18 protein-coding genes are annotated in these 10592 nt (G+C 32.4%); 5 read left to right on the top strand and 13 right to left on the bottom strand.

Going from position 1 to position 10592, the window contains the following annotated elements; genetic code table 11:
• On the top strand, nt 1–225 hold a 225-nt coding region (locus CRT24_RS21450; protein ID WP_218962568.1), incomplete at its 5' end, for a transposase.
• Between the two features lie 96 nt (nt 226–321).
• On the opposite strand, the gene CRT24_RS14255 is transcribed toward CRT24_RS21450, so the two are convergent.
• The 12 genes from CRT24_RS14255 to CRT24_RS14200 all read right to left on the bottom strand — a co-directional run bounded on the left by CRT24_RS14255 (nt 322) and on the right by CRT24_RS14200 (nt 7650).
• Nucleotides 322–765: a nuclear transport factor 2 family protein gene (locus CRT24_RS14255; protein ID WP_099371895.1), complete on the bottom strand. Its 444-nt coding sequence runs from the start codon at nt 763–765 to the stop codon at nt 322–324.
• A 213-nt stretch (nt 766–978) separates the two neighbouring features.
• Nucleotides 979–1338, bottom strand: coding sequence for a helix-turn-helix domain-containing protein (locus tag CRT24_RS14250; RefSeq protein ID WP_099371894.1), 360 nt, complete (start codon nt 1336–1338; stop codon nt 979–981).
• A 125-nt stretch (nt 1339–1463) separates the two neighbouring features.
• Nucleotides 1464–1886 (bottom strand): hypothetical protein, encoded by a 423-nt coding sequence (locus CRT24_RS14245; RefSeq protein ID WP_099371893.1) that lies wholly within the window; start codon nt 1884–1886, stop codon nt 1464–1466.
• Nucleotides 1887–1965: 79 nt separating this feature from the next.
• Nucleotides 1966–2331 (bottom strand): hypothetical protein, encoded by a 366-nt coding sequence (locus CRT24_RS14240; protein ID WP_099371892.1) that lies wholly within the window; start codon nt 2329–2331, stop codon nt 1966–1968.
• 318 nt (nt 2332–2649) lie between these two features.
• The gene (locus tag CRT24_RS14235) at nt 2650–3060 is read right to left on the bottom strand and encodes a hypothetical protein (RefSeq protein ID WP_099371891.1); all 411 of its coding nucleotides are present in this window, start codon (nt 3058–3060) and stop codon (nt 2650–2652) included.
• A gap of 147 nt (nt 3061–3207) precedes the next feature.
• Nucleotides 3208–3567, bottom strand: coding sequence for a DUF4180 domain-containing protein (locus tag CRT24_RS14230; protein WP_099371896.1), 360 nt, complete (start codon nt 3565–3567; stop codon nt 3208–3210).
• A gap of 160 nt (nt 3568–3727) precedes the next feature.
• Complete coding sequence (locus tag CRT24_RS14225; RefSeq protein WP_099371890.1) at nt 3728–3943, bottom strand: DUF2892 domain-containing protein; 216 nt, start codon at nt 3941–3943, stop codon at nt 3728–3730.
• A 70-nt stretch (nt 3944–4013) separates the two neighbouring features.
• Nucleotides 4014–4640 (bottom strand): Crp/Fnr family transcriptional regulator, encoded by a 627-nt coding sequence (locus CRT24_RS14220; protein WP_099371889.1) that lies wholly within the window; start codon nt 4638–4640, stop codon nt 4014–4016.
• 243 nt (nt 4641–4883) lie between these two features.
• Nucleotides 4884–5417 (bottom strand): hypothetical protein, encoded by a 534-nt coding sequence (locus CRT24_RS14215; protein ID WP_099371888.1) that lies wholly within the window; start codon nt 5415–5417, stop codon nt 4884–4886.
• Between the two features lie 60 nt (nt 5418–5477).
• Entirely contained in the window at nt 5478–6179 is a 702-nt protein-coding gene (locus CRT24_RS14210; RefSeq protein ID WP_099371887.1) for a VIT family protein, read from the bottom strand.
• 21 nt (nt 6180–6200) lie between these two features.
• Complete coding sequence (locus tag CRT24_RS14205) at nt 6201–6713, bottom strand: GNAT family N-acetyltransferase (protein ID WP_099371886.1); 513 nt, start codon at nt 6711–6713, stop codon at nt 6201–6203.
• A 40-nt stretch (nt 6714–6753) separates the two neighbouring features.
• Nucleotides 6754–7650 (bottom strand): nucleotidyltransferase domain-containing protein, encoded by an 897-nt coding sequence (locus CRT24_RS14200; protein ID WP_099371885.1) that lies wholly within the window; start codon nt 7648–7650, stop codon nt 6754–6756.
• A gap of 625 nt (nt 7651–8275) precedes the next feature.
• Between CRT24_RS14200 and CRT24_RS14195 the strand changes: the two genes are divergently transcribed.
• From CRT24_RS14195 to CRT24_RS14180, 4 genes are all read left to right on the top strand, one after another.
• Complete coding sequence (locus tag CRT24_RS14195; RefSeq protein WP_099371884.1) at nt 8276–9064, top strand: hypothetical protein; 789 nt, start codon at nt 8276–8278, stop codon at nt 9062–9064.
• 165 nt (nt 9065–9229) lie between these two features.
• A complete protein-coding gene (locus tag CRT24_RS14190; protein WP_099371883.1) occupies nt 9230–9454 on the top strand; it encodes a PLDc N-terminal domain-containing protein in 225 nt (74 codons plus the stop codon).
• A 50-nt stretch (nt 9455–9504) separates the two neighbouring features.
• Nucleotides 9505–9717 (top strand): PLD nuclease N-terminal domain-containing protein, encoded by a 213-nt coding sequence (locus CRT24_RS21445; protein ID WP_099371882.1) that lies wholly within the window; start codon nt 9505–9507, stop codon nt 9715–9717.
• Nucleotides 9718–9818: 101 nt separating this feature from the next.
• Nucleotides 9819–10256: a hypothetical protein gene (locus CRT24_RS14180; protein ID WP_099371881.1), complete on the top strand. Its 438-nt coding sequence runs from the start codon at nt 9819–9821 to the stop codon at nt 10254–10256.
• 70 nt (nt 10257–10326) lie between these two features.
• Here the strand turns inward: CRT24_RS14180 and CRT24_RS14175 are convergent.
• Nucleotides 10327–10592: transposase (locus tag CRT24_RS14175; protein WP_144034477.1), on the bottom strand; the 266-nt coding region annotated here is incomplete at its 5' end.

Genomic DNA, 10592 nt, shown 5'->3' with positions numbered 1-10592 from the left:
GGTCAGATGAAAAGCAACAACAGGTTTACCCGGTTCACAATGAAAGGTCTGGAGAAGGTCGCTGTGGAATTCGGTTTGATGGCCATTGCCCATAACCTCAGAAAATGGGCAAAAAAGTGGAAAGACAAAGCTTTTATCGGTAAACCAGGTGGCAAAAACTCCCTGTTTGCGATAAATCAAGCCATCAACATGCTGAAAAGTACAAAACATCGACTTGCAGCCTAATATTGCTCATGAAATTATAATGGAGCTCCAGAAAGCTATAAAACAGAAGAAGGTGCCTTTTTAGACACCTTCTTAGTTTATATATGTCGTATCCAATTATTTTTCGCTGTATACCGAGTTTACTTCTGTGATTTTCCAACCGTTGTTGTCTTGGATCATGGTTAAGTAATCTGTGCGTTTGAAGTTAGCAAAGTTCAGAGTTACTTTTGCTAAGCTGTATTTTCCTTCTTTTTCTACCAATTGATAGTCTGCATCACAGTTGAATGTAATTCCTTCTTGATCTTTGATCTGTTTGATGAATGATTCTCTAGAAAGAGGAGCTTGATTGTATTCTGTGTTGAATTTTTGAGTGAAATTTTTTCCGAAAAGATCATCTACATGTTCCACATCACCTTTTACGGTGCTGTTGATATAAGCATCAACTACATTTTCAACTACTGCTTTGTTTAATTTGTCTTTGTCTTTATCTACTGCGAAAGCTGTAACTGTTGAAGCGAATAATAGACCTGCGATTGCGAATGTTTTTACTAGATTTTTCATGACTTTATTTTTTAATGATTAATACCTGTTTAATTTTTTCTGTGTGTTATTTGTTATTTGATACTCCAAAGGTATGGTCAAAAAACACGCTGTAACAGGCGAAATAGGTCAATTCGAAATCTTTCTCGGTAAAGGAAGGGGATAATTCGGTGAAAATTCTTGCTGTTGGATAAGGAATTTTCACCGATGTATTCGCGGGGTCAAATCTTGTTTTTAAGATTGCAGCATTTTATATCTATGGTTTTTTCCCCAATACACTAATTGTTGAATAAGCTGTTTTGAAGATTTCCCATAATCAGTGATTCTGTATTCTACCATTTTTGGTTTGGTATCCAACTCTTCTCTTTCTACCAATTTATTTTCTTCCAAGTCTTTGAGTTCTTTGGTTAGGACTTTGGCAGAGATTCCCAATACTTCACGTTGGATTTTCTTAAATGTATTGGTTTGACTTTCACGGGTAATTAAGTAATGAAGGATCAATAGTTTCCATTTGCCACCCAGTATATCTAATGTATCGCGCATTGCAAGGAGGTTTTCAGTACAAGTAGGTTGATCGTTCTTAAGTGCTTTCATGTGAAATATTTTTTCGAAATTATTAATCGGTTTTCATGTATACAATTTATTTAAAACTTGTTAGGTCTCCAAACGTAAGTTCATTTCCTTCCGAAAGATTAACACCGAAATTTAGGAAGGAATTTTTAATAATTTTCAGTGGTTAATAAAACCTTCTCCGCTGCTAATATGATCACACGGCCACTCAAAAATACTATTTTTAAGTCGTCAGTTGGTTTTGGGTCTTCTTGATCAATAAGGCTGAATAGATTATCTCGATCATCTGAAGGAAAGAATGTAATTTCTGAGATTCCTTCATACTCATCCAATTCCTCTAATTCGTTAACATTGTTCTCAAAGAAACTATAATTAAATGCTTTAAATATCAATTTATCATAAGGTGAGTTTGGAGTGACATGAATATCTTTATACCTAAAAATTGGAATAACAATATTCTTTTCATCAATTTTAAACTCATTATTAGAAAAGTAATAACAGTTATGGAGGTCAATTTCATTCCCGTTATAGAATACTTTTATTAAATTTTTAATCTTAAAATTTACTTCCATAATTAAATTTAGGGTTTAAGTTCAAAAAAAAAGCAGTCTAAGAATATTCTTAGACTGCTGGACTAATATTTAATTGAGATTAGAAGCTAATTAAATAGCTTGCATAAATGTTTTCTGAGTTTTGATGAATATGTTTTAATTCTACTAAAATAGAATTTTCGTCGCCAGTTCTTACAGGTCTTTTAACATTAAATTCTTGGCCAACATTGGTAGATCCTTGTAATTGGCCATTTACGTAAATATTCAAATGATCCTTAATTGGATCTCCAGTAACTTTAAAAGTATAAGTCATCCCGTTATTTGACACTAAGGAAATTTTGCCAGTGGGATTTTCTTGTGATAATTCTGTTTGAGTTATATTGAATTCTGAAGGAATTTCTTTGGTTTCAGGGTTTCCAAAAAGTAAACTTCCAATAAACATTGCTGAAAAAAATAGTTCATTCATATTAATAGTGTTTTTATTTTATGTTTAAATCTATTTGATATTACTATTGTAATAACGATGTTACAATTATTTTATTGCATTTACTGTGCCAAAGAAGGTTTTGTGTGTGATTAAAAAAAAATCCTGAGCTGGGGAAGCTCAGGATTTTACCAAACCAATTATTAACCTAAATTATGAAATTACTCTTTATTACTCTTTTGCTTTTCTTTAATACTATAACGCAAAGGGTAGAGTTTTCGTGTCAGACACGATGTTGATTAACATCTTTTAACAAAGAGTTGTTGTAAGTCAATAATAATGGGTATTAAATACTTTGTTTTATTTTTTAGTGACTATTGATTTTGCTAGATATGCCATAGGGAAATAAGCGAAAACCAAGTCAACGAAGGTAAACCAAATAGGAGACGGCAACATAATTATTGATGCCAAACCGCCGATGAAGAAAAATACAGCTATAATCATTGCAAACGTCAGTTTGCTAGATGGAGCTATTTTAGCTGCTACCAAAGCACCGACGAAAGTTCCAAGAGCATGTGCTAGAAATGGAAAAATAAAATGTTTTGGTTGAAATAAGTGCATTCCCGCCTGTAGTCCTTCGGAGGTAGTAACATCAACTCCATCTGGTGGAGGGATGATAGATCCACTTATAGAAACTAATGCCATATTGACCACACTACCGATAACTATCCCTAATATGACAGCTAGGATTTTTTTAAAGATGGGATTCATTTTTGGATTTAAATATTATTAGATTTTGATGCAAATGTAGCTCAAAAACTGATTAAAAATAGTCGTATTGAGATATTTATTTAAAGTAATTATTTACGATAAGAAGTCTCGTATTTAATGAACCATTTAAATCGCGAATCGTGGGTTTTATTGTGAAAGTTTAGCTAAAGCTTCCTCTAATGAGGATAAAAAATTAACCGCTTTTCCTTTATTGCTTTCGAAAATAAAATCTTTGAGGCTCCTACTTTCATAGTTTGAAAAATTACCCACTATCACCAGCCTTACTCTATAGGTCGAGAATTTCTGAAGAATTTCTCCTGCTATTTTTGTCTTGAGGTCAAAGAAATCAGGATGGATATTTTTTTCATGTACGATTAATTTATCATAGCCTTGGTAATAAATATCTCCCATTATATCCTTTCCATCTTCAATAGTAGTCCATATGTAATCATCTGCAATTATTTCTGCAACCGGTTGATTATTAGTAGTGTGCTTAATTATTTCCATTGATTTAGCTGTGTAATTTTTTACTAAACTTAATAAATCTCTTTGAGTTATCATTTATTTCTCAATAATTGATAATTATGAATAAGTAGTAAAATAAACCCCGCCCAAGGGATCTGGGCGGGGTAAGGTATAAAGATAATAGTTATTGTGATTTACATTTTTATGGTTGTGCTGCTTTCTTTTTGCATGTAGAAATACCGATAATACTGTAGACAGGGCAGTACCCAATTAAACTAGTAAGGATGAATATTCCAGCTACAACTAAAAGGACTATTGCCAAAGTACCTGTTATTACTTTTGTGAAGAATAATACGGCAATAATTACTGCAATAATTATTCTTATAGTCTTGTCTTGTGGTCCCATGTTTGTTTTCATTTTGTAAATGGTTTTAGGTGAACACTAAGACAAATATGGCAACTATATTGTTGTTTGTCAGTGACTTTTATCACACTAGTGATAAAATTTCAACTTTATTTCGAAAAAGTTTCAAAACGCCTTTTTGTTCAAGCTGTTTTAACAACCTAGATATAACTTCTCTTGAAGTTGAGAGCTCATTGGCAATCTCCTGATGGGTTATATTCAAGACATTGCTTTGGAGTGCTTCCGATTTTGATTTTAAATAATCAACTAGTCTTTCGTCAATTTTCTTGAATGCGACGCTATCCAATGCATTTATGATTTCATCATAGCGATTGTCCATTGTTTTTAACACAAACATTCTCCAACTGGAGTATATTTCATACCATTTTGAAGATACCGAAGAGGGTATTGCGATCAATTCGACATTTTCTTCAGCCACCGCCTTGATATTACTAAGTTTGTTCATTAATGAGGTTGATAATGAGACAGCGCAACTTTCCCCCGACCTAATGTAATAGAGGATTAATTCGTTTCCTCCATTGGTTTCCCAAATAACTTTAATGGTGCCTTTTAATACTAGAGGAATTACTTTTATATATTTATTTGGTTCGACAATAATATCTCCAGCATTGAATTCAAGGCTACTTCCCACCTCATCAAATTCTTCTCTAATTCCTTTTTCAAGAAGAAAATCAAATTTCCTGTTACTCATTTCAATAAATAGTTGTGTGATAATTACGCTTTAAACAAAATTAATGTTTAAACAATAAATATAGATAACGGGTAAATAAGTGTAGGCAAATTTTTCCAAAAAATAAAAATTATTAGTCTTTTCGCTACATTTTTTGGCGAAATCGGATTATTGGACTTGTAGAATATTAGGATTAGCCAAAATTTTATCCTGATAATAAAATATTTGTTGAATGTGTGAGTAACAAACTGAAACTTAGTTTATTTAAAATTCGATAAGCAGATAGACAAGTGTTGCGATGGTATTAAGCACTACCACTACTAAATAAAGTTGAACTGAGGGGTTAAAAACAGATTTTTTAATTTTCTTAAATGGAGAAGAGTCGTTGGATATGCTGAATTGATCTACACTAGTTTCTGACAAAATAGGCACGTCGGCATTACGGTTTCTTATTCTTGTAAAGTGTCGATCCATTTTTAGCCTTAATTTTTCCTGATAGAAATAGGTAAAGCTGTCCAGAGACCAGAACGTTATGGATAGGAGGTAGAGTGTGATAAATAGAGACAATTCAACTCTGTCTCCGGAAATTTTGAATAATGAGGGTACTGCAATACTGATCAACAGGAAAAACAGTTTTTTGAGCTCTAGACTTGTTTTGGAAAAATTCATGGTTTCAGCATGAAGCTGGTCGATTATTTTCCAATCAATTTGATCTTCAATAGATCCAGAATTCTTCATTCTCAGTTCTGGATTTATTGAGGTTGGATTTTCCTTTTCAAAGTTTGGTTGATTTAGCATAGTAGTATAACAACCAAACCTATGGCAATTGTTTTAATATAGGAATTGATTTATTTTCAGCTATACATTTACACCAAAAATATAGCCTACGAGTGCTGACAGTCCCATTGCGATGGTTCCCCAGATTACAATTCTTACGATTGCTTTAGATATGCTAGATCCTCCAGTTTTCGCGGATACGGCTCCTAATATAACCAGCGAAATTATAGTGAAGCCGTACAAGTAATACTCCATATTTTCAATTGGTGCAAAAAGTACGACCAAAAGCGGCAAAATTCCACCGGCTGTGAATGCTCCTCCGGATGCTAATGCTGCTTGTATTGGATTTGCTTGGTTGATATCCGTTATTCCCAATTCATCTCTAACATGAGCAGCCAATGGGTCATGTTCGGTCAGTTCTTTGGCTACTAACATCGCAGTTTCCTTTTTCAATCCCCTTTGTTCATAGATCTGTGCTAACATTTTCAATTCCATTTCTGGCATTTCTTTGAGTTCTTTTGCTTCCCTTTTGATATCTGCTTTTTCAATATCAGTTTGGGAACTGACAGAAACATATTCACCTGCGGCCATTGACAAAGCACCTGCCACTAAACTAGCAATGGTAGCGAGGAGAATAGGGTCACGGGTAGTACTTGCCGTGGCAATACCGATAGCTAAACTCGATACAGAAATAATTCCGTCGTTGGCACCTAAAACGGCGGCTCGGAGCCAATTGCTGCGGTGGATATAATGATTATCTAAATAATTGTCTATTGTTTGCATATATAATCGGAGTGTATGGTTTTAATTGTTACAAATTTTATATATCAAGGTATGCTCCAGCCCTGGGAAATCATCAAGGTAACCAATATGATTCATATTGCATTTTTCAAGTACTTTGATAGAGGGTTTGTTTTTTGGTCGAACTATAGCATAAATTTCATCCTTTCCCAAATCGTTGAATCCATATTGAATAGCATCTTTTGCTAATTCAGTTGCATATCCTTTTCCCCAGGCATTTGTATCGAACCTATAACCTAAATTTAATCTAACATCGGACACATAAGTTTTGATTGATAAACCACCAAAACCTATAATATTGCTGGGATTTGAGTTTTCCATAATTTTCCATATTCCAAACTCATGTTCTTTCCAATGGTCTAGAATTTCCTGAAAAAGTACCTTAGCTCTATCAAATTTCATTGGCCCGTAAGGGTTGTATAAATTTGTTTCAGGATCTGAATGGATTTCATAATATCTTTCAAAATCTCTTTGAGTGGGTTTTTCAAAAATTAATCTTTCGGATTTTCTTAACATAAGGATTTATAAGTGTGGTCAAAATTCAAACGAATTATGATTATTTGAAATTGTACAAAGGTTTATATTTTCCATCCGAAAGTATTACAATTTCTTGGAATAGAGATTTAAGTAGGTTAAAGTTTTGAGCCAATGTATGTTTTGTTTTAAGGATTTCATTTACTTTTTCTTTTAATTTTTTAGGAGACCGTTTTGCTTTTTCCAATATTTCCAGTGCATTTTTATCTCCAATTGGATATATTTCATTGAGTGCGAATAAGGCTTGTACCATTGCTTTTATAGTTCTGGTTATGCATCCATATGCATTGTAAAAGTCATTTTTTTCGATATAAGCTGAAGTATTTAAAATAGTGAATTCAGCCGACCATAACGAATCCTGAATAATGGTGTTCTTTAATAATTCAGGATAAATCTTGATTAAAGATTTAAGATAAGACATCATATTTTGAGGGTCATAAATAGGGATGCAGGCTTCGATTTCTGCTAAATAGAATATTGATGAAAAACCATAAGGAGGTTGTTGTTCAAAATGGTTTTCCCATTTTCCTTCGACTGATTCTTGAATTGTTCTCCTGACTTGATTAATATTTCTATACAAGAAATCTACCTTGCCGGATTCGGTCTGTATCCAAGCGCCGCCATTCACCCAAGGTCCCCATTGATAGAAACCTGTAACTGTTGGGTTTTGATGAATGTCGTATTTTTGAGCTATTTTCTGAATATCTTCAATTGCGAATGGATGGCTTTCATGATAATAGATACCTAGGTCCAAGTCAGATTCAGCATTTGCCCTTCCGGTTGCATAGGATCCTCCCAAAACAATAGCAGATACATTTGAAACTTGTTGCAAATCTGCAATGATTAAATCCAAAGTTTTTTGTTTTTGGGGTGGAATAGATATTTTAAACGAAGAGGTATTTTGTTTGTCTACCTTCATAATTTATCTGTACTGGCTTATAACTAAAAGTAGCATAATTTCAGATAGCAATCAAGGATTTTCAGGAGTAGGGGGGATAAGTTGGATTTTTAGTTAATATTTTATTTTGGAAATTCTTCAGATACTTCAGCTACAGAGGAAAATAAGAAAAGCCAAATAAAATAGACTATGACTAATGACATAATCAACACGATTATCCATATCCATGTATTTCTGAATTTTTTATCTTCTAACATATACCATGAACATTTGGGATGGTTTATTCGTTCAATAAATTTTATAAAAAGTAAAAAAGAAAAAACCTGAGCCGGGGAGACTCAGGTTTTTCTAACTAACCAATTATTAACCTAAATTATGAAATTATTTACTCTTTACTTTTTTACTCTGTTTGTACTATATTAAACGCAAACCTTATGCCCAAGGTATATTAGAAATGTCGTATTAACATCTTTTAACGGTTATTTCATTCTCATGACAATTGGTTTTTTCTATTCGTTTAGAAATCAATTAGTTTGTGATTTTATTGAAAACCAGCAATTATTAATGTTATTTAAATTTTTTTAATGTTGTATGTGACAGAATGTATAATTTAGATAACAGTTATTGATTTTCTGTATATCTAAAGATGAAAAATAATTCCTTTGTCACGATTGAAAGACCAAAAAATCCAGTTCTGTCGCAAATCGTGGATTTTTATTTTTATATCAATACTTCAGTTCTTGAATTGCCTGAAAAATCAGAAATCATTCTACCTTTTCCTCGGCTAACCTTTGCTTATTTCTTTGACTATCCATTTATAGCCACCAATCATTCGATCAATAAATCATTTCAAGTAAATCTATTCTTTTCAAAAATCTCGACTCAGAAAATCTGTTTACGGCCATATTCTGATAAAATCAAAGTGTTTGCTGCCGTTTTGAAGCCATACGCACTGGCATTTTTCAATAGTAAACCAATAAGTTCCTTTAATTGGCTGATAGATGTAGAAAAGATGGTAGGCAATGGGATGGATCCATTTGTAGAGCAAATTCAGGGTAGTAATGAGCTTGAAGAGAGAGTCAGTGCCATTGAAGATTTATTGATGTTGAATTTCAATGATCGAGACCTAAGCTTGATAGCAAGAGCCATTGAACTGACAGAGGAGAATTTTGGGAAGATTGATTTGTCAGATTTGGCCAGTTACTTAGGTGTGAAGGATCGAACACTTCGGGACCATTTTTATGAATATATAGGCTGCTCGCCAAATGAATATTACAGGATCTTAAAAATGAAACAGCTAAGCTATCAGATCAAGAATTCTGAAAATCTGTTGTTAGATTCTTCTTTAGGGAATAGGGAAGTGGCAAAAGTGAATGGCAATCCTTCAAAGCATATTAGAAAGGAAGTTCCGAATTTTAGATTAATGGAGTTGTAAAGCAAATACATCAAAATTTAAGTTTGTTATTTAATACTGGGTTTTTCCCAGTTTTTAGAGTAAATAAACTGGACATTTCTTCTCTAAATATTATATAGTTTAATTTCATATAATGTTAAGGATTGTTTAATGTTATTTTATTATTTTAGATAAAATCTAAGGATTATGAACCTATTATTTATAAATATCGGAGGACTTGAATTTATTGTATTATTAATTGCGTCAATTTTTTATCTATACTCTTTCTACAAAGTTATTGTTGATAAATACCTATCAACAAATGAGCGCCTTATGTGGATTATAGTTATTCTGATATTTAACTTAATTGGAGCTATTGCGTATTGGATTTGGGGAAATAATAAAAAACGTGTTGGCTCTTCTCGTTTTTAGATTTAGTGTAGGACAATATTATATGAAAACTTCAATTTGAAAGCCTAACTATGGAGCAATTTTTTCGTGATCATAATCTATTTAAAATATTATTAATATTAATACCAATCTATATATTATGTTTTTCTTTATATCATTTAATGACAAACAATAAGATAGAGAGGAATCAAAAAATTGTTTGGGTTTTAGTAATCTTTTTATTTAACATAATTGGCAGTATCATTTATTTGTTAATTCACAACAGAAAGATAAAAATAAATTAACGTGCTAATATGATAACCCAAATCTATAAAATAACGTAATTTATTTACGTAGGAAATTGAGTGTTATTAATTAATGGCTTAAACAATAAATAATAACAGTTATGAAAAATCTAACATTACTTCTATTTATTTTTCTAAGTTCAAAATTATGCGCTCAAATTGATACCAATCTAATTTATCATAAAGCTGAGAATATAATAAATTTGATAGAGAGTGAAAAAATTGATTCTTTGTTGATCAATAGTACAGATTCAATTAGATGTATACCATGTAATGAATTTGGTATAAATAAGTATATTCCTAAAAAAGTGTTTTTCTCCGAAAGGATGAATGGAATATTTACCTCAGAATTGATATCTAGGCTTAAGCGTTCTAAAAAGATGGTTGTTTTACAAAGCTCACCTTATCCAGCTTATGTAGTATTTTATGAGATTTTTGAGAAAGGCGAAATTGCACCTCAACACGAAGGTGTATCTTTTGGGATATGGCTAAGATCAGATGAAAATTTAAAATTTACAGCTATTGAAACCATTCCTTAAAAACTGCTGATCTTCTCCTTCTTTACCTTAAAAATAGGGATCATACCGAAAGTTTGGGGGGTAAAGACTTTTAAGCATACAATTTCATCACTCTGTACAGGAAGAATGTTGTGTCCCTTACGCCACGGAAGACACTCCTGAAAGCTTTGAGTTTTGCATTGAATGATTCTGCCGATGCATTAGTACTTCTGTTGTCGAAGTAATGGAGAATGTATTGATGATGAGCTGCAATGGATCTTGCTACGCTCTCAAAGGAAGCAATGCCCGCATTCTCAACCTGATTATGCCACAGGCCTAGTTTGGTAAATGCGACCTTTTTGTCCCGGCATTTGTTGA

The organism is Sphingobacterium sp. 1.A.5 (genome assembly GCF_002734235.1).
GTDB lineage: Bacteria > Bacteroidota > Bacteroidia > Sphingobacteriales > Sphingobacteriaceae > Sphingobacterium > Sphingobacterium daejeonense.
Note: the sequence above shows the minus strand (reverse complement) of the source record. Positions and strands in the feature narration are given on the sequence as shown.

Coding starts and splice junctions, on each gene's coding strand:
- CRT24_RS14245 (WP_099371893.1), bottom strand. CDS start 1,886: ATGGAAGTAAATTTTAAGATTAAAAATTTAATAAAAGTATTCTATAAC.
- CRT24_RS14210 (WP_099371887.1), bottom strand. CDS start 6,179: ATGCAAACAATAGACAATTATTTAGATAATCATTATATCCACCGCAGC.
- CRT24_RS14235 (WP_099371891.1), bottom strand. CDS start 3,060: ATGAATCCCATCTTTAAAAAAATCCTAGCTGTCATATTAGGGATAGTT.
- CRT24_RS14180 (WP_099371881.1), top strand. CDS start 9,819: ATGAAAAATCTAACATTACTTCTATTTATTTTTCTAAGTTCAAAATTA.
- CRT24_RS14250 (WP_099371894.1), bottom strand. CDS start 1,338: ATGAAAGCACTTAAGAACGATCAACCTACTTGTACTGAAAACCTCCTT.
- CRT24_RS14220 (WP_099371889.1), bottom strand. CDS start 4,640: ATGAGTAACAGGAAATTTGATTTTCTTCTTGAAAAAGGAATTAGAGAA.
- CRT24_RS14215 (WP_099371888.1), bottom strand. CDS start 5,417: ATGCTAAATCAACCAAACTTTGAAAAGGAAAATCCAACCTCAATAAAT.
- CRT24_RS14230 (WP_099371896.1), bottom strand. CDS start 3,567: ATGGAAATAATTAAGCACACTACTAATAATCAACCGGTTGCAGAAATA.
- CRT24_RS14205 (WP_099371886.1), bottom strand. CDS start 6,713: ATGTTAAGAAAATCCGAAAGATTAATTTTTGAAAAACCCACTCAAAGA.
- CRT24_RS14200 (WP_099371885.1), bottom strand. CDS start 7,650: ATGAAGGTAGACAAACAAAATACCTCTTCGTTTAAAATATCTATTCCA.
- CRT24_RS14255 (WP_099371895.1), bottom strand. CDS start 765: ATGAAAAATCTAGTAAAAACATTCGCAATCGCAGGTCTATTATTCGCT.
- CRT24_RS14190 (WP_099371883.1), top strand. CDS start 9,230: ATGAACCTATTATTTATAAATATCGGAGGACTTGAATTTATTGTATTA.
- CRT24_RS14225 (WP_099371890.1), bottom strand. CDS start 3,943: ATGAAAACAAACATGGGACCACAAGACAAGACTATAAGAATAATTATT.
- CRT24_RS14195 (WP_099371884.1), top strand. CDS start 8,276: ATGAAAAATAATTCCTTTGTCACGATTGAAAGACCAAAAAATCCAGTT.
- CRT24_RS21445 (WP_099371882.1), top strand. CDS start 9,505: ATGGAGCAATTTTTTCGTGATCATAATCTATTTAAAATATTATTAATA.
- CRT24_RS14240 (WP_099371892.1), bottom strand. CDS start 2,331: ATGAATGAACTATTTTTTTCAGCAATGTTTATTGGAAGTTTACTTTTT.